We start from the raw sequence: 18371 nt of genomic DNA, 5'->3' as shown, positions 1-18371 counted from the left end.
CGCAATTTTGCATTATTCGCCAGTCGCGCTTGCCTGAGCGGGTAGCCAGCGCTGCAGAATCTCCTGCAATTCATTGCGTTTGAACGGTTTGGCCAGGTAATCGTTCATCCCGGCTTCAATGCAACGCTCGCGATCACCCTGCAGGGCGTTGGCGGTCAGGGCGATGATCGGCAGGTCGCGGCCCTGGGGCAACTGGCGCAGGCGCCGGGTGGCTTCGTAGCCATCGACGATCGGCAGGCGACAGTCCATCAGCACGGCCGCGAAGCGCTGCCGGGCCACCAGGCTGATGGCCTGGGCGCCGTCGGCCGCAACGATCACCTCCAGCCCCAGGCTGCGCAGCATGGCCTGGATCACCGCCTGGTTGACCGGGTTGTCCTCCACCAGCAATACCGACTGCCCTTTGCCGTCGTCCGCCCCGGCAACGTTGGCCGGCAATGCCTGCGGACGGTCGTGCGGGCGCAGGGTCAGGGGCATTTCCAGGGTGAAGGTCGAACCCTGGCCCTCGCGGCTTTCCGCCCGCAGGCTGCCGCCCATGCGTTCGGCCAGGTTGCGGGCGATGGACAGGCCCAGGCCGGTGCCGCCATAGCGCCGGGAAATCGAGCTGTCGGCCTGTTGGAAGGCGACGAACATGGCTTCCAGGCGGCTGTTTTCGATGCCGATGCCGGTGTCCTGCACCGCGCAGGTGAACCAGATCAGCTGGCGGTCCAGCACCTGCCAGCGCGGCACCACCCGCACGCTGCCCTGCTCGGTGAACTTCAGGGCGTTGCCGATCAGGTTGACCAGTACCTGGCGGATCCGCGTCGGGTCGCCGCACACCTGCAACCGCTCCAGGCCCTCGGGCATTTCCAGTTGCAGCGCCAGGTGACGCTGCTGGGCGGCGTGAAGGAAGGACTGCACGCAACTGCCGATCAGTTCCGCCAGGTTGAAATCGATCTGTTCCAGTTGCAGCCCGGTGCGTTCGATCCGCGAGAAGTCGAGGATGTCGTTGATCACCTTGAGCAGGTGCCCGGTGGACTCGCTGGCCACCAGCGTGTATTCGGCCTGCTCATCGCTCAGTTCGGTGGTCTGCAGCAGTTGCAGCATGCCCAGCACGCCGTTCATCGGGGTACGCAGCTCGTGGCTCATCATCGCCAGGAATTCCGACTTGGCCTTGTTCGCCTGCTCGGCTTCCTCGCGGGCCTGGATCATCTGCGCCATGGCCTCCTGCTGTTCGCGCGAGGCCTGGGCCAGGCCGCTGGCCAGGTTGTTGATATGTTGCGCCAGGTGCCCCAGCTCGTTGTCGTCCACCACCGGCAACAGCGTGTCGAAATCACCTTTCTGGATGGCCTTGACCGCATGCCCCATGTCGGCGATCGGGGTCGACAGGCTACGGGCCAGGCGGCGCGCCAGCAGGAAGGTGAAGACCAGGGCGAACAGGGCGAGGATCGCCGCCTTGATCACGATTTCCTGCTGGCGCTGGCTGAAGGCGTCATCGGACATGCCGACGATCGCCCGGCCAAGGTAATCGTCGGCGACGATGCTCGCCGGTTGCTCGCCATTGTGCAGGAAGTCGCCATCGAGGCTGATCCGCTGCAGGCGGATCGGCGCCTGGAACACTTCCACCTGCTGGGCGCGGTTGACGTGTTCGTCCGGCTGCTCGACATAGACCAGGATGTGGTTGGCGCTGTCCTGCACTTCGAGGAAGCGCACATGGGGGATGGTCAGGGTCGCCCGCATCAGGCCTTCGAGCACTTCGTCGTTGCCGGAGATCACCCCGTATTCCGAGGCCGGGGCAAGCTGGTTGGCGATCAACTGGCCGGTATGGTTGAGTTCCTGGCGCAGGTCCTGGATGCGCACGAAGGTGAAAAAGCCGATCAGCAGCAAGGTCAGCACCAGGGCCGGGCCGAGGCTGATGATCTGGGTACGGGTACTGATATCCCAGCTTTTCATCGGGCGGATTCTCCTGCGGACACGGCCTGCCTGGCGGCATCGGGGTCGATCGCCTCGATGCCCAGGGCCCGGGCGACCTGCTGGTTGCCGGTTACGCTGAAATACTCCGGGTAATGGCTGCGCGGCCATTTTTCCGGGGGCTGGTCGAGCAGGCGATCGATCACCGCCAGCCAGGCGTTCTGGTCGCTGAAGGTGCTGGCCAGGGCGCCGGCGCGGACGAAGCCGGCATTCGGCCCGACCAGCGCCATCTGCCTTGAGTAGGCACTGAGCAGCAGGTTTTTCGCGGTCTTGGGGTTGTACAGCGAGGGATCGTCGAGGCCGAGCAGAACGTCGGTTTCCTTGAGCAGGCTTTGCAGGGGGCGGTTGTCGCGCAGGTCGGGCCAGGGTTGCGCATCGATCTCCATGCCCAGCGGCCGGGCTGCCTGGCGCAGTTCATCGAGGAGGAAGCGGCTTTGCTCGCTGTACAGCACGCCGACCCGGTGGGCCTGGGGCAGCAGGTAGCGGACCAGATGCAGTTGCCGGGCCAGGGGCGGGTCGCTCCAAAGCAGGCTGAGGTACGCCGGGCGCAGGTCGCCCAGGCGCTGCCGGGCCTGGACCCGGCTGATGCGCAGCACCAGCGCCGGCGGCCCGGCCGGCTCGCGCATGCGCCAGTCCAGCGCTTCGGGGTCGAGCAGGATCAGCCGCGTGTCGCTGCGCAGCCGGGCCGGTTCCGGCAGTTGCGCCAGGGGCACGAAGCGCACCGTGTCCGCCGGGCGCCGGGTCTTGAGCGCTTCGACGAATTCGCGCACGCCGCTGCTGTCCTGGGCACCGGTCAGGAGGATCTCGCCGCCGGCCAGGGACACCAGCGGCCAGAGCAGGACCAGCAGCAGCCAGCGCCGCCAGAACCTCATCAGAACTCCAGCTCCGCGCTGAAATACAGAAGGTGGCGGCTGTCGTAGCGGTTGTCGACATTGGCGGTGGGCTGGTCGTCGAGACGCTGCTGCAAGGTCCCGGACAGTTCCAGGCTGGCCCGGGGCAGGGCGATGCGCTTGGCCACGCGCAGGTCGACCCGCTCGAAACGGTACTGGTTCAGGGCGTCGTCTCCGTAATAGAAGAGGGCGCTGGACCAGCCCCGCCCCCAGTCGCGCATCCAGCCGGCGGAGCCGCTGTTGCGTGCACTGAGGCGCTGGTCGGCGGGGTTGCTGGCTTCGGCGTCGACATAAGCGTAGGTCAGGCGCACGCGATCGTTGGCGCTGGCCCGCCAGTCCAGTTGCGTCTCGCTGCCGGTGAAGCGCGCTTCGTTGCTGTTGCTGGCGATGTACTGGTTGTTGCGCAGTGGCTCGCTGATCATGCCGGTGATACGGTCGTGGAACAGCTTGATATCGACGCTCAGGTCGAGGTCGGCGAAGTAGCCGTTGTAGCCCACTTCCCGCGAGCGCATCAGTTCCTGGTCGAGGTTGCCCGGGCCGCGGGTCTTGACGAAGTACTCGGCGGTGCTCTGGCCGAAGGCCGGCGGCGTCAGGTTGCTGACCCGGTAGCTCCAGTTGACGTTGTTCTCGAACATGTCCGGCGAGCGCACCGCCTCGGAGTACACCGCGCGCAGGCCGTGGCGCGGGGTGATCAGGTAGTTCACCGCGATCCGCGGGGTCAGCGAATCGCCGGCCAGCCGCGAATTCTCGTACATCGCGCCGCCCTGGACGATCCAGTGCTCGTCCAGCCGCCATTCGAGCTGGCCGAACAGGCGCCAGGTCTGGTCGTCGAGGCTGCCGTTGAAATAGGTCTCGGAGTCGGCGCGGTCGTAGCGGTAGTTGACGCCGCTGAGCAGGCGCAGGTTGTCGGCCAGGCTCAGGGTGTCCTGGATCTCCAGGTCGTAGCGGGTTTCCCGGGTGCTTTGGTCGACGTCGCCGCACACCACGTTCTTGCCGCCGCTGTTCCATTGATTGCCGACCTGTCGGGCCAGGTCCTGGAGCACCGGGTCGGCATTGGGCGGCGGGTTGTTGGCGTTGCGCGCCACCTGCTCGGCGTAGTTCGGGTTCAATTGCCAGAGGCGGGTCAGTTCCGGGCTGAAGGCGAGTTGCGCATCGCAGGCACGCCACACCTGCTGGCGATCCCAGTGCTGCGCCGAGCCTTGTACATAGAGGCTGTGGCCCGGGTCGAAATCGATGTTCCAGCGCAGCGAGCCGGCGTAGTCCTTGGCCTTGACGTCGGCATCGTTGCCGCGCTCGGTGACGTAGGGGAAGACCGGCTGGTAGGTGTAGGGGCGCTGGTCGCTGCCTTCCTTGGCCGAGAGTTGCCAGTCGAGGCTCTGGTTGAGATCAAGGGTGTGGCTGGCGCTGATGTTGAAGCGGGTCAGGCGCCGGCTGTCGCGGTAGTCGCCGCCCGTGGCGTTATGGTCGAAGCCGTCGTCCTGCATGCCCGACAGCGACAGGCGCAGGTCGCCGCCGTCCCAGCCCATGCCCTGGCTGGCGTAGAAGTCGTCGATGCCGCGCTGGCCGCGGGTCACCTTGAGCCGCGTGCCGTGGCTGTCGGCCGGGCTGCGGGTAAGGATATTGACCACCGCCATCAGCGCATTGGCACCGTAGCTGACCGTGTTCGGCCCGCGGAACACCTCGATGCGCTCGATATCCTCCATGGCCAGCGGAATATCGCTCCAGTCCACGGTGGCCAGGCCGGCGCGGTACACCGAGCGGCCATCGATCAGCACCTGCATGCGCCGCGCGTCGTTGACGTTGCTGCCGTGGTAGTTGACCGTCGCCTGGTTGCCGGCGCCGTAGCCGACCATCATCCCCGGCACCAGGCGCAGCAGCTCGGGGATGTCGCGGGCGCCGCTGGCCTTGATCAGCTCGGCGTCGAGCACGGTCATGCTCCCGGGCACGGCGGCCGGGGATTGTTTCAGGCGGGTGGCGGTCAGAACCTGGGGCAGGGCCTGGCTATCGACGAACAGATCGTCGGCAACCGCCGGCCCGCCGACCAGGGCGGCCAGGAGCAACAAAGGGTGTGAAGGGCGTGGGCCAGGGAACACGGGGCGGCCTTGATCGGTAAACGAAACCGGCATGTTAACCGAGTAGCCGGCATTTTCCAGTGATCTGGCGCTGGTGGAGACTTCGACGCTCCGTATAATGCCGGCTTCGCCACTCATTAATGGCTCTGACGGATTGGATATGACTGAACAGCAACCTGTTGCGGTTCTGGGGGGCGGCAGTTTCGGCACCGCCGTGGCCAACCTGCTGGCGGAAAACGGTGTCGCGGTACGCCAATGGATGCGCGACCCGGCCCAGGCCGAGGCCATGCGCACGACCCGGGAAAACCCGCGTTATCTCAAGGGCATCAAGGTCCACCCTGGTGTCGAACCGGTCAGCGACCTGCTGCCGGTCCTCGAAGGCAGCGAACTGATCTTCGTCGCCTTGCCGTCCAGCGCCCTGCGCAGCGTGCTGGCGCCCCATGCCGGGCTGCTCGAAGGCAGGATGCTGGTCAGCCTGACCAAGGGCATCGAAGCGCAGACCTTCAAGCTGATGAGCCAGATCCTCGAAGACATCGCGCCCAAGGCGCGCATCGGCGTGCTCTCCGGGCCGAACCTGGCGCGGGAAATCGCCGAGCATGCGCTGACCGCCACCGTGGTCGCCAGCGAGGACGAGGAACTCTGCCAGCGGGTCCAGGCCGTGCTGCACGGGCGTACCTTCCGCGTCTATGCCAGTGCCGACCGCTTCGGCGTCGAGCTGGGCGGGGCGCTGAAGAACGTCTACGCGATCATCGCCGGCATGGCCGTGGCCCTGGGCATGGGCGAGAACACCAAGAGCATGCTGATCACCCGCGCCCTGGCCGAGATGACCCGCTTCGCCGTGAGCCAGGGCGCCAACCCCATGACCTTCCTCGGCCTGGCCGGGGTCGGCGACCTGATCGTCACCTGTTCCTCGCCCAAGAGCCGCAACTACCAGGTCGGCTACGCCCTGGGCCAGGGCCTGAGCCTGGACGAGGCGGTCAACCGGCTGGGCGAGGTGGCCGAAGGCGTCAACACCCTCAAGGTGCTCAAGGCCAAGGCCCAGCAGGTGCAGGTGTACATGCCGCTGGTGGCCGGGTTGCATGCGATCCTGTTCGAGGGCCGGACCCTGGCCCAGGTCATCGAGCTGCTGATGCGCGGCGAGCCGAAGACCGATGTCGATTTCATTTCCACCAGCGGTTTCAACTGAGTCACAGGAGCACGACATGAGTGAGTCCCCCAAGCAGATGCAGCACGAGTCCATCATCCTTCGCGTTCTCTGGATGCTCCTGTTCCTGCTGGTCTGGCAGGTCGCCCAGACCCTGCTCGGCCTGCTGGTGCTGGTGCAGTTGATCTATCGCCTGGTGTACGGCGCGCCGAATGCCGGCCTGATGAACTTCGGCGACAGCCTCAGCCAGTACCTCGCCCAGATCGGCCGTTTCGGCAGCTTCCACACCGAGCAGAAACCGTGGCCGTTCGCCGACTGGCCGGCACCGCGCCCGGCCGAGTGCGAGGCGGCCCACAGCGTGCCGCCGGCACCGCACCCGGTGCGTGACGAAGAGCCGAAGCTGTGAAGCTGTGGATCCTGCGCCACGGCGAGGCCGAAGCCCATGCCCGCAGCGACGACCAGCGCAACCTCACCGAGCACGGGCGCAAGCAGGTGCTGCGCAGTGCCGCCCACCTGATGGGCCAGCCCCTCGATGCGATTGTTGCCAGTCCTTATGTGCGGGCGCAGCAGACGGCGGCGCTGGTGCATGAGGCGCTGGGGTTTGGCCAGCCGGTAGAGACGGTGCCGTGGCTGACGCCGGACAGCGATCCCGACCAGGCCATCGCCCGGCTCGATGCCCTGGGGTTGGAGCATGTGCTGCTGGTCAGCCACCAGCCGCTGGTGAGTACCTTGCTCGGCCTGCTGGTGCACGGCAACCGTCAATCGGGCGATCCGATGGGCACTGCCAGCCTGGCGCAACTGCAGGGTGAAGCGCTGCTCAAGGGGCTGATGACCCTGGAGAGCCTGCGTCATCCCTGAGGCGTCTGGCGTGGCTTATGGCCTCATCGCTGGCCCACGCCACCTATTGGTAGGTAATGGTGAAGTTCAGCGCCCCCTTGGCCGATCCCGGCTTCACCGCCTGGCTTGCTTCTGTCTGGTAGAAGCGCGCCGAGAACGGCAATACGGTATCGCCGCTTGGTGAAATCACCCGCAGCGGCACGTCCTCGTTCAATTGCACCGGGGTGATGCCATCTGCCATCAGCATCTGGATGCCCACGCCCTCGGCGGTCGAGTCGTCGGTCAGGCCGAAGATGCCCCGTTGCGCGTCGATCGGTGTGGAGCCCTTGGTGCCCTCCAGGCGGATATGTGCGGTGGCGACGGCGCCCTCCGGGTCGTCCTCGCAGTCGGTCAGGGTGATGCTGAACGGCACCGCCGGGGTGGTAAAACCGGGGCCGGTAAAGTCCGTGTTGTCCCATTCGCCCAGTTCCACCGGGTCCGCGCTCACCGGGTTGGGTGGCAGCCCGCATTGGGACTGGATCACCGTGCCGTACAGGTGATGGCCTGCCACCTTGCCAATCCTGGTTGCGGTGGAGCTCCACAGTTCGCGTCCGTCGAGCTCATTGATGCCGGGTGGGATGTCACCGGTCTTGATCAGCGTGATGAAGGGATTCAACCTGCTCATGAGCAGGTAGCCGACGGTGTTGTGATCGACGTAGCCTTCGAAGGGAACGATGGGCGGACCCACGGTTTTCCAGGTATTGGTCGCGTACGGCCAGTTGAATGGAAGACCGAGCTTGATCACCACGCCGACCCCGGGAATGTTGGTCTGCAGGACCCTGCCGGTGACGTCGTCGCCAAGCACCGGGGGCAACGGCCCGGGATGGATCGGGACGCTGGCCGTGACGGAAATGTACAGGCTGTGCGGGCCGACATCGCGGAAGCACTGGGGTATGGCAAGCAGGTTGTTGGTGACAGGCCACTTCACCCCGGGCGGGCTGATGAAGGTGCCTACCGGTGCGTCCCTGGGCACATAGTAGGTGCCCAGAAAGTTGGTGTGGGTCATGGGACCGACGGGCGTGTTGGGCCGCCATTCGCAGTATTGGTCACCGGGGTACGGGTCCTCGGCGAAGGCGTGCTGGCTGCTCAGGAAAAGGCCGGCACAGGCCAGCAGGGGGCGCAGACGTAGGATCATGGTCGACTCGATGGGCTCATTGGCAGGTCAGCGATTGCAGGTGATAACCCTGGCTCGCGGTCATATGGCGGGTGTCGATCGGCAGGCGACACTGGTCGAGGCTGTCGTTGCCCCAGCGGATGTCCAGGACCTGGCTGGCGACCTCGGTACTGAGCATCACCTGGCCGGCCTGGGCGACCAGGCCCAATACCTCGCCCTCGGCACTGCGTACCTGGGTGCCGAAGGGCAAGGGCTGGTCGTCGGCATCGTGCAGGGTCAGCAACAGGCGGTTGACGTTGCGCACCTCGAAGCGTGCCTTGATCACTGCGCCGCGCCGCGGCACGACCTGGGTCGTGCCGTTGACGATCTCCACCTCCGGGCCGAGCAGGTCGGTCTCCAGGGCGATACGGTTGGTCCGGTAGGGGCGCAGGTAAGGCATCAGGGCGAAGCCGCGGGCATTGGTACGCACTTCGTGACTGTTGAGGAGGCCGACGTTGGCGGTGTCCGGGACTTCCACCAGGGCCATGGTCTCACCCAGGTACGGGCCGAAGGTCAGGCCGTCGCCATGGGCCAGCACGGCGCCGCTGGCGTTGAACGACAGCGAGCGGAAGTCACTGCTCTGGGTCAGGCCGGCGCCGAGGCTGGCGTAGGGCGCCTGGTAGCCCAGGGCGATAGCGGCGGACTGGCGCTGCTGTTCATCGCTGGCGAGCGAGGCACGGTAGCTGACGTGCGTGTCGGCGAGGCTGCCATTGAGGCTGGCGCGCTGGCTGTAGCGTCCGCCATTTTCCAGCACGTCGAAGGTGGCGCTGGTGGAGCGGCCGAAGTCCAGCGGCAGGCTGATGCTCAGGCCGATCTGCCGATCGTTGCCGTAGCGCTCGTCGCTCAGTGACTGGGAGGCGTAGAGGTTGTAGCTGACGCCCTTGTACTGTGTGTTGAAGTTGAACTGGAACTGGCGCTGCTCATAGGCGCTGTTCCAGTAGTCCTGCTGCGACAGGGTCAGGTTGATCGCACTGCGGCTGCCGATGTTCTGGTAGATCGCCGCTTCCAGGCGACTGCGCCGGCTGCCATGGAAGCTGCGGTGGCGGCTGCGCTCGCTGACGGCTTCGTCGAAGTCACGGTAGCCCTCGGTGGAGTAGCGGTAGCCGGCGAAACGCAGGTTGGTGCGGGTGGCGAAGGATTTGCCGTATTTCACCGCATAGCTCATGCCGCTGATCTGGCCAGCGCTGGCGTCGCTTTGCGATTCGGAGCGGGTCAGGTCGAAGGACACGGCCCCCAGGGCGCCCAGGTCGCGGGCCAGGCCGAGGTTGCCGGCGCGATAGAAGCTGCTGCCCATCAGGCCGCCATACAGGGTCGAGTCCCAGGCCCCGCCAGCCGCCAGGGTGCCTTGCCAGAGCAGGGGATCGTCGAGCCGGGACGACGCGTTGTAGCGCCCTGCTACCAGGCTGTAGCGCCACACGCCAGCGCGCAGCAGGTTGCTGAGGGTCGAGTAGGGTTGGGTGAAGCGGCGCACCTGGCCGTCGGCCTCGGTCAGGATGATTTCCAGTTCGCCGCTGCCGCCGAGGGTGCCCAGGTCATCGATCTGGTAGGGGCCGGGGCTGACGTAGGTGGTGTAGATCGGGTAGCCGTTCTGGCGGATTTCCAGGCGGGCCCGGGTGTAGGCCACGCCGCGCACGATCGGTGCATAGCCTTGCTGGCGATCGCTGAGCATGCCCAGGTCGGAGGCGACCAAGGCGCCGCTGATGGGCACGCTGCGGAACACGTCGCCGCTGGTGAAGGTTTCGCCCAGGGTCAGGTTGGCGTGGGTGCCGGGCAGGTCGCGCTGCACGTAGGTGTAGGCGCTGGTCCAGCGCCGCTTGCCGTCTTCGTCCTGGCGCAACGACTGGTTGCTGCGCAGGCGCCACGGGCCGAGGTTGAGGCCGGTACTGAGGTTCAGGTCCTGGCTGCTGGTCGCCCCGGCGAAGCGGTTGCGGCCTTCCTGGGCGGCGACCTGGTAATTGAGGAAGGCGGCATTGATGCCATGGTTCCAGTCATCCTGGGACAGACCGGCGCTGGCATCGCGGCGCAGATAGAACTGCGGAATGGAAATCGCCAGTTGCAGGCGGCTGCCGTCGAAATCCACCTGGGCGCCTTCCACCACGGCTGGCAGGTCGACGCACTCGTCCAGCAATTGCCCGGGCTGTTCCAGGCTGTCGGGGCGGATGCCCAACCGGCCGACGAGGTCGGCGTCGAGGCAGGGCTGCAGGCCGCCGCGCGGGCTGGCGCTGAAGTCGACCTGGTGCTGGCCGAGGCTGTCGCCATTGACCAGCACCTCCACCGGGTAGCTGCCCGGTGCCAGCGTGCGCTGGCTGGCCAGGTTGTCCAGGGCTAGGGCGCCGGTTTCGTGGTCGTGGCCGGGCGCCTGGTGCATGAAGCTCGCCTCGAAGCCCGGGATGCTCTGGGCCTGGGCCGACTGGGAGGTGGACAGGCCGAGGCCGCCACCGGCAAGCAGCAGGTGAAACAGGGGAGGGCGGGAGATCAGGCTCCATCGCCGTGGAGAGGAATGCATGGTCATGCTCCTGGCGCTGAAAGGGCGGGGTTCAGAGGTCGGACGGCAGGGCCACCGTGACGGGTTTGCTGTAGCCGCCGTAGTCGTTGATCGCGGCGAAGGTGACCCGGGGATTGCCGCCCAGGCCGGAGGCTGGCAGTGGATAGCGCTGCTTCGACAGCGGCGCGGCCATCGGCGCCTCCAGCGGGCGCAGGGTGTGTTCGCCGTGGTGCACTTCGAGGCGGCTGAACGAGTAATGGAAGGGCGTCGGGTTATCCACCACCAGTTGCGGCTTGCCGTCGCTGCGCTCGATCGACCAGCGCAGGTCCTTGAGCCTGTCCATCGGCTTGTCGGTGAGCTGGCTGGGCCGGTAGAACAGCTTGATCCGCGTGCGCAGGGCAATGTTCAGCACATTGGCCTGGCCGCCGCGGGCCTCGGGGATTTCCTGGACATTGAAGAAAAACAGCGATTCGCGGTCTTCGGGCAGGCGCGCGGGCAGGCCGTTGATCTGCACCAGTTGCTCGGCGCCGGGATCGAGGCGAAACAGCGGCGGCGAGGCGATCAGCGGCACGGCGGTGGTGGTGTCGTCGGCCTCGGTATTGACCCAGGTCTGCACGGCGAAGGTGCTGGTGCTGGGGTTGTTGACCACGATCGAGACGCTGCGTTTGTCGCTGTCGAAGACCACGCGGGTGGCATTGAGGCTGAGGGCGGCGTGCGCCCCCGGCTGCCAGGCGGCGAGCAGCAGCAGGGTGGCGCCGGCGAGCCGGCGCAGGGTCGGGATGGACATGGGGACTACCTGTGCAGTACGGAGCCCGCGAGCGAAAGGGGGGAACGCTCGCGGGCAAGGGCCGTCAGTTGATGTTGACGACGAAGGACACGTCGGCATCGGCCGCGCCCGGGGTCACCGCGGCGGCGGTGGACTTGTACACGGCGGTGAAGAACATCTCGGTGGCACCTGCGGCGTTCAGCGGATAGGCCGCAGAGGCCTCACCGTTCTTCACCGGGTTGCCGGAGCGGTCCTTGAGCGCCACGGCCACGCCGGTGGCGGCGCCACCGACGGTCTTGATTGCATACAGCGAATTGTCGGCGCCGGCCCCGCCCTGCACGCCGGTGAAGGTCACGGTGGCGGTATTCGGATTGTCCGGGTCGATCCCGCAGGCGGCGCCGCCGGGAACGCGCATGGAGAAGCTGCGGCCACCGGCCTCGGCGCCCAGGTTGGGGAAGTCGGCGACCCGCGGTGCACCCATCTGCACCAGGTTGCCGACCGCGCCGCTGTCGGGGTTGACGATTTCGATCGGGCAGGTGCTGCCGTTGATCTTGCCGTTGAAGTTGATGGTGCCGGTATTGGCGAACGCGGAAGTGCCGGCCAGCAACAAGGCAGCGGCCAGGAAAGTTCGTTTCATGTTATCGACTCGAATTGAAGAGGGTTGTCCGAAGTTGGACTTCAGTTGTTTCTGTTACTTTTTGTAGGACTGTTCCCGTGTTTACAGGGTAATGGCCTACAGGGAGGGAAGTTTATGCAGGTGTTTTTTAAAGGTATGTAGGAAAAGGAGACGGAGACTGTTGAATAGCGGTGTTGGGTGGTGAGAGAAGTTGGTGTCGGTAAAACAACCGGGGCCGAACCACGTTCGGCCCCGGCGTTTCGACTAACCCTATTTAGGGTTGATAGTGAGATCCGTGTTGAACTTGGCGACTGGGCCGCCCGTCGTCGGCACCCATTTGCCCGAGGTGTTCTTTTCAAAGGCGCCGGAAGTCATGTGCAAGACAGGTCCGGTGTGTGGTTTGGTGTGGAGGGTGCTGTCTGGGGTACGCGGTGTGCTTGGTATCGACGCCTCCTTGCCGCCATTCCCTGATCCAGGCCCGCCGGAGCCAACCTGCCCGTCGCTAGCTCCGTTTGCTGGGCCGCCGCCCTCCACTGGCCCAGTTGTCGTGGAAGATTCCTCTGTGTTTGTGTTCTTATGAACCGTTGGTTTGCGCCGGAAACGGTGACTAATGACGTACGCTATCCCCTTGCCACTGTGACTCACGGAGCCTCCTTGCTGGGCGTTCTGGTCGATCATCGGCGTTGCTGCATCATCTCCAGTGCCAGCGGTCTGCTTGATCACTGGCTGGTCCGGTTTATTTTCGGACTTGGGCCATCCCCACTTGTCTTTCGGCCCCCACCTGTCGAGCGCCCCGCCTGCTGCGGAGATGGCGCCACCGACAGTCACCGGGATCGTGGCGAGCGTAAGCATCTCCCGATCCTCGTTCAGTGTTGCCACTACTGCGAGCGCGCCGCCTGCAGCCGAAACAGCCACCCCTATGGCGCCTACCACCAGCGGTATGGTCAAGCCACCTGTCCAGGGGGTGAAAACCGCCATCACCACCGCCCCCAGGATAAGCCCCGCCGCCGGCCCCCATTTTTCCAGGAAGCTCGCTGCGCCCGGTTCCGGGGGTGGCGGCCTGTAGATCGGGTCGGGTCGCCTTGGGTTTTCGGCCCGGTGCCCGGTCGGATCGCGGAAACGTATCGGGTTGCCCAGGCAATAGGTGTAAGGATTGAGCCCGCCCTCGAGGAACGGACTGCGCGAGTCGGGGTTGTGGAAACGCATCAGCGACGGGTTGTAGGCCCGGTAGCCGCGGCCCAGCAGGTACCAGCCGGTGGCGACTTCGCGCAGTTCGCCGTTGAAGCCCATCAGGGATTCCAGGCGCTGCTCGTCGGCCAGCTCGCCATAGGCGCTGTACACCACCTCGCGCAGGCCGCTGGCGAGGCTGGCGCCGATCACGCTGGGGCTGGCATCGGTGAGCAGGAGCATGGTGCGTTCGTGGTCATTCAGTTGCTGCTGGCCAAGCGGCTGGCCGGCATGGCTGAAGTACTGGGTCTGCACGCCGTCCTGGACGGTGTGGCTGAGGCTGTAGCCCTGGTAGAAACGCAGGGTTTCCGCCTGCCCGCCGATCCGTGCGCCGACCAGGTGCTGGTGGCCGTCGTAGCGGTAGCTGACCAGGGACTCGCTGCCGTCGGCGCTGGTCACTTCCAGCAGGCGGCCCTGGGCGTCGTAGCGCAGGCGTTGCCCGGCCTCGTCATTGAGCTGGTTACCGTCATCGTCGTAGGCGAACGTCTGCTCGCCGGGATAACCGCCTTCCACGTAGGAATTGGTCACCTTGATCAGTTGGCAACTGTCGTCTTCGGCGTAGGTGAAGTTCGCGATGTTGGTTTCGCCATTGGCGAAACTGGTCATGCAGCGCTTGATGTTACCGAGGGCATCGAAGCGGAACATCTGGTCGGTGATGGCGTTGCCATAGCGATCGCTGGGCAGGCGTTCGCCCGAGCAGTGATGTTCGGTCAGGCGCCCGCGCTGGTCGTAGACGTACTCTTCCAGCAACAGGCTGCGGCCGTCCATTTCCAGGTGCCGGCCAACCAGCTGGTCGTCATCGCGCCAGGTGTGGGTGAGGGTTCGCGCCGGGCTGTCGTTGAGCAGCAGGGTCCGGATCCAGACGCGGTCGAGGCTGTCGTAGGTGTTCTCGCTGACCAGGCTGTCTTCGCTGCCGAGGTCGCGGGTGGTGGTGCGGTATTGCCGGCCGTTGTCGTCGTATTCGAATTCGGCCTGCAACTGGCCCTGGGTCATGCATTGCACGCGACCCTCATCATCGTAGGTGTACAGTGTGTCGACGGCGTTGTCGGTGCGTTTCAGCGGCAGGCCTTGCAGCGAGGTCTCGTAGTGGGTTTCATGCACCTCGCCATTGCTGTCGGTCCAGCTTTCCGATTTCAGATGACCGAGGACGTTGTAGGTATAGGCCCGCTCGCCGGCGTCGCTGGTGGCGCTCTTGATCCCGGCATCGTCGCGGTCGAAGCCGTAGGTGAAGGTCTGGCCATCGACAATGATCGTCTTCGGCTGGTCGCTCAGGTTCTGCTCGTAGAAATACTCGATGGTGGCCTGCGCCGGGGTGATCAGGCGGCTGGCCCGCAGCGTCTGGTCATCGTATTCGTAGCGTTCGCTACGTGGCCCGACGGTCAGGCGGGTGAGGCGGTCGAGGCCGTCGAATTGCTGTTCGCCGAGGAGCAGGGTGGTCTGTTGGTCGTCGCCGGGAATCACACGGATCGCCGTGGGCAATTCGCCGCGGCTGTGCTCGGCGAAGCTGCGCTCGACCACGGTCTGGTCCGGCAGGCGGGTGTGCGCCACCCGGCGCCGCGAGTCGTACTGGAAATGGGTGCTGCGGGTTTCCAGGGCGAGTTCCTCGTCAGCGCGGATGCACTCGCCGTAGCCATCGTAGATATACACCTGACGACCGACTACCTTGTCCTCGTCGTCGTGGCGCTCGGTCCAGTCGATCTTGCCGAAGGCGTTGTACTGGGTGACGCTCAGCATGCTCACCAGCGGTTTGTCGCCGACGCTTTCACGCCAGCTGCGCTGCAGCTTGCCGCCTTCGCCGAACGGCGTGGTCTCGGTGACCAGGCTGACCCCGTCCGGGCCGGTGACGCGGCAGCGCTGGCCCCAGTCGTTGTAGGCGTAACGGGTGGTCAGGCTCAGCTCGCGGTCTTCGAGCCGGTCATACCGGGTTTCCTCGCTGAGCTGGCCGAGGCCATCGTAGACCGCGCTGTAGGTGCGTTGCCAGGTGGCCCCGGTCTTGACCTCGCTCAGCAACACGCGGCCCAGGCCGTCGTAGTGGTCGCGGGTCAGCACCTGCTTGACGTCGGTCACGGTGCGGGTGGCCTGTTGCCCGTCGGCGTGGACCAGTTGATAGGCGTAGCTGCGGCTGGCCTCGAAGTCGCTGCCGGGGGCCACGGTTTCCGTGGTCAGCCGACGCAGGTTGTCATACTCGAAGCGCACCTGTACGTCGTTGGGGTCATGGCCGAGCAGCAATTGGCCGCTGTTCAGCGCCTGGTCGCTGGTGTACACCTTCTGCTCGCCGTCGTAGCCGGTAAAGGTTTCCACCGTTTGCAGGCTTTCCTGGTCCAGCAGCTTGTTGCGCGCCTTGCCGTAGTGGTAGTCGGTGCTGTTGCTGGTGCCGTTGAGGGTGTTGACCTGGCGCAGCGGACGACCATGCAGTTGCGGGTTGTCCGGGGTTTCGTAGTAGGTGCGCAGGCTATGGTTGAGCAGGGTTTCCTTGTCGCCGCGGCGCTCGAAGAGCGACTCCTCGCTGACCATCAGCCAGTCGCTTCCCGGCGCACCGTTCAGCGGTGCGTGCTGGCTGTAGCGATAGCGGGTGATCATCACCGGTGCATCGCCGCAGGCCTGCGGCGCGGGGGTGACGATGACTTCCTTGACGTTGCGGGTGAAACCGAACGGGTCCTTCGGGCAACCGTCCTCGCCGGCGGGATCGTAGAAGACCGTGCGCGTGCTGACGCCATCGGGCCGGACCTCCAGGGTCTTGTTGCCATGCTCGTCGTATTCGCTGAGTTGCAGTTCATGCTGGATCTTGCTCGAGTCGCCCTCCAGGCGCCAGGTGTGCTGCACCGAACGGGGCATCTGGAACTGCTTCGGTTGCTGGTCGAAGGGCTTGTTCTCGGCGTAGTAGTCGATGACCTTGGTGAACACGCACTTGCCCTGGCGGGTTTCCTCTTCGACCTGCAGGTGGAAGCGGTTGTAGGTGTGCTTCACCTGGCGCACCGGCTTGCCGTCCAGCCATTGCTGGACCGTGGTCGAGTAGTCGTAGGTGAAGTCGACCTTGTACAGCTGGTCGAGGCCGTCGTCCATCCAGTTGATGCCGGAGCCGTTGCCGAGGAAGTTGTTGGTGCTGTAGGTGTAGGTAGCTTCATGGACCGCCAGGTCGGGGCCGGGACTGGCCAGGTGGCGGGTCACCCGGGGCAGGTTGGGGCGCCCGCTGGAGCCCGGATAGGCATGGCCGCCATCCAGGTATTCCAGGGTTTCATGGGCACCCATCGGGGTCTTGACCTCCTTGATGCAGGTCAGCCCGCGAACAGTGATGTAGTCCAGGCGCCAGGAGGCCTGCTCGGCCACCGGCAGGATGATTTCCCGCACCCGGTCGCCGCTCAGTTTCATCAGGAAACGGCTCTGCGGCTGGTCGTCGAAGGGCGGCAGCAGGACCTTGACGTTTTCGCTGTCACGCACGATGCGCAGCAGCTCGCCGCGGGCGTCCTCGATCTTCGCCAGGCGCCGCTCGCCATTGGCGAAGTCGGCCCAGGTCAGCTTGATGGCGTGGCCGCCCGGGCCGTAGATCAGGGTCGGCAAGGCCACGCGCTTGCCCGCGCCGCCCTGGGCGGTGAGCACTTCCACCAGGCCGCTGTGGTGCACCACGCGCCAGGTATCGTTGCCATCGTCGAAGAAGCGGAAGCTGTCGAGGCGTTTCTCGGCGATCGAGGGTTCCGCGCCGTCGCCGGTGATCTTGAAGCTTTCGCCGGTGTAGAGCGAGAGCATGTTCCTGGCGATCACGTACTGGCTCAGGCGCAGGTTCCAGCCGATACCGTAGCCGCTGTCCTCGAGGTTGAGCGGGCTGAAATCGAGCTTGAGCGGCAGGTCGGGCCCGCTCAGGGCATTGGCCTTGAGGTTCGGCAGATCGATGGACAGGGTGTACTGCCCGGTGCGTGGATCGACGTTGCTCTTGAAGAAGTCAAGGTAGTTGAATGCATTGGAGCTGACGTTGCTGTGGGTTGTCATGTCCAGGGCACCTCTTGATCGAATGAATGAAAAGCGTGGCGCAAGGTATCGGGCTGGCTGTCAGGGCGGCGACTGCTGGTAGACGGTGCCGCACTGGTACCAGGTCTCGCCCATTTCGTCGTGCCAATGGGCCCGGCCGATCAGCACCTTGTCGCCCCCGCAGGCGAAGCGGTGATGGTTTTCCTCCAGCGAGGGCGTGCGGAAGTCATCCGGCAGGACGTACAGCGGGGTATCGCCGGCCCAGGCTTCGGCGCAGGTGTAGCGGGTCTCGCCGCGCTCGTCGCCATCGTGCTCGTGTCCGGTCATCACGGTGTTTACAGGGCAGACGAAGTAATGCCTGAACTCATGCCTGGCCCACGTCGTGGGGTTTTTCATCGTAATGGCGGTATCACCCTGCATGGGGGTACCGCAGCGGAACTCGTTAGGGTCTTCTTCGTCGCCGAAATGGGCGCGGCCGAGCAGCATGCGGTTGCCGCCACAATGGAAGGTGAAACCCTGGTCCCAGTTGACCCACTGGGTGTTCTGCTCGATCAGGCGTACCTGCACGGTGGGCTTGGGCAGGGTTGCCCGGGAGGTGGTGATCCTGACGCAGGACAGGGCGTTCAGCGCATCGGTGCTGCTGCCTTTCAGGTAGCTGTCCACCAGCAGCAGGCCCGGCTTGACCAGCGTGTTCTTGGAAAACCGGAAGAAATACGGGAGCTGCACGGTGTCGGTGATGGTCACCTTCTTGGTGGTCTTGAGCTTGATCCAGAATTTGCCGACGGCAACGTCGGTGCCGGATGTCGTGCAGGTGGGGTTGTCGGTGAGGAGGATCTGGGTTGCCGACGGCAAATCCTCGAAGGCGACCGACCATGCCTTGTCGTTCAGGTCGTTACAGCCCGCGTTTCCGGCGTAAAAGTCATAGACCCGGGTTACGCCGCTACCCTCCACGGGTACCGGCACATAGCAGTATCGGTCGTTCTCGTCGTAGGCCGTGATGTAGCCGGCTATCTCATCCGGAGGAATCGTCTGGGCAGGCGTTGCGGGCGGGGCAAGGGATTCCTGCGCCGGCGCTTGCGCTGCGATCACAAGCAGGGCCACGGCGAGCAACAGACTGACTCTCAAGGTTCTCGGGGTCATGATAAAAGCGTCCTCGGACAGGGGTTAAGCGACTCCCCGGCGCCGGGCCCGCTGGCGCAGGCATGCCGGTGTCGCCATCGCTTTGCAGGCGC

At 65.4% G+C, this 18371-nt stretch carries 12 protein-coding genes; 3 read left to right on the top strand and 9 right to left on the bottom strand.

Features of this window, described 5'->3' with window-relative positions; genetic code table 11:
- Positions 1-12: 12 nt before the first annotated feature.
- Genes ACPFMA_RS18950 through ACPFMA_RS18940 form a run of 3 tightly spaced genes read right to left on the bottom strand, consistent with a single transcriptional unit; the run spans position 13 to position 4963 of the window.
- Positions 13-1929 carry a response regulator gene (locus ACPFMA_RS18950; protein WP_425928468.1) on the bottom strand — a complete coding sequence of 639 codons (1917 nt, stop codon included), beginning with the start codon at positions 1927-1929 and terminating at the stop codon, positions 13-15.
- Entirely contained in the window at positions 1926-2819 is an 894-nt protein-coding gene (locus ACPFMA_RS18945) for a hypothetical protein (RefSeq protein ID WP_064301815.1), read from the bottom strand. Before ACPFMA_RS18945 ends, ACPFMA_RS18950 begins: the two co-directional genes overlap by 4 nt.
- Positions 2819-4963, bottom strand: a complete 2145-nt coding sequence (locus ACPFMA_RS18940) for a TonB-dependent receptor plug domain-containing protein (RefSeq protein ID WP_205884580.1) — start codon at positions 4961-4963, stop codon at positions 2819-2821. Before ACPFMA_RS18940 ends, ACPFMA_RS18945 begins: the two co-directional genes overlap by 1 nt.
- Before the next feature lie 106 nt (positions 4964-5069).
- Between ACPFMA_RS18940 and ACPFMA_RS18935 the strand changes: the two genes are divergently transcribed.
- The 3 genes from ACPFMA_RS18935 to sixA are packed head-to-tail and all read left to right on the top strand — an operon-like array spanning position 5070 to position 6911.
- Positions 5070-6095: an NAD(P)H-dependent glycerol-3-phosphate dehydrogenase gene (locus tag ACPFMA_RS18935; RefSeq protein WP_009396455.1), complete on the top strand. Its 1026-nt coding sequence runs from the start codon at positions 5070-5072 to the stop codon at positions 6093-6095.
- A gap of 16 nt (positions 6096-6111) precedes the next feature.
- The gene (locus ACPFMA_RS18930) at positions 6112-6459 is read left to right on the top strand and encodes a DUF4389 domain-containing protein (RefSeq protein ID WP_425928467.1); all 348 of its coding nucleotides are present in this window, start codon (positions 6112-6114) and stop codon (positions 6457-6459) included.
- Positions 6456-6911 carry a phosphohistidine phosphatase SixA gene (gene sixA / locus ACPFMA_RS18925; protein WP_064301812.1) on the top strand — a complete coding sequence of 152 codons (456 nt, stop codon included), beginning with the start codon at positions 6456-6458 and terminating at the stop codon, positions 6909-6911. Before ACPFMA_RS18930 ends, sixA begins: the two co-directional genes overlap by 4 nt.
- A 43-nt stretch (positions 6912-6954) precedes the next feature.
- Here the strand turns inward: sixA and ACPFMA_RS18920 are convergent, their stop codons facing one another.
- The 6 genes from ACPFMA_RS18920 to ACPFMA_RS18895 all read right to left on the bottom strand — a co-directional run bounded on the left by ACPFMA_RS18920 (position 6955) and on the right by ACPFMA_RS18895 (position 18279).
- Positions 6955-8064: a fimbrial protein gene (locus tag ACPFMA_RS18920; protein WP_425928466.1), complete on the bottom strand. Its 1110-nt coding sequence runs from the start codon at positions 8062-8064 to the stop codon at positions 6955-6957.
- Positions 8065-8080: 16 nt separating this feature from the next.
- Positions 8081-10588, bottom strand: coding sequence for a fimbria/pilus outer membrane usher protein (locus ACPFMA_RS18915; protein ID WP_425928465.1), 2508 nt, complete (start codon positions 10586-10588; stop codon positions 8081-8083).
- 31 nt (positions 10589-10619) lie between these two features.
- Positions 10620-11354 (bottom strand): fimbrial biogenesis chaperone, encoded by a 735-nt coding sequence (locus ACPFMA_RS18910; RefSeq protein ID WP_420057012.1) that lies wholly within the window; start codon positions 11352-11354, stop codon positions 10620-10622.
- A gap of 64 nt (positions 11355-11418) precedes the next feature.
- Positions 11419-11970 carry a fimbrial protein gene (locus ACPFMA_RS18905; protein ID WP_420057011.1) on the bottom strand — a complete coding sequence of 184 codons (552 nt, stop codon included), beginning with the start codon at positions 11968-11970 and terminating at the stop codon, positions 11419-11421.
- Between the two features lie 249 nt (positions 11971-12219).
- Entirely contained in the window at positions 12220-17160 is a 4941-nt protein-coding gene (locus ACPFMA_RS18900) for an RHS repeat domain-containing protein (RefSeq protein WP_425928464.1), read from the bottom strand.
- 60 nt (positions 17161-17220) lie between these two features.
- On the bottom strand, positions 17221-18279 hold the full coding sequence (locus tag ACPFMA_RS18895; RefSeq protein ID WP_425928463.1) for a hypothetical protein: 1059 nt from the start codon (positions 18277-18279) through the stop codon (positions 17221-17223).
- Between the last annotated feature and the right edge of the window lie 92 nt (positions 18280-18371).

Origin of the sequence: Pseudomonas sp. NyZ201, assembly GCF_049860765.1 — a bacterium.
Lineage (GTDB): Bacteria > Pseudomonadota > Gammaproteobacteria > Pseudomonadales > Pseudomonadaceae > Aquipseudomonas > Aquipseudomonas bharatica.
Note: the sequence above shows the minus strand (reverse complement) of the source record. Positions and strands in the feature narration are given on the sequence as shown.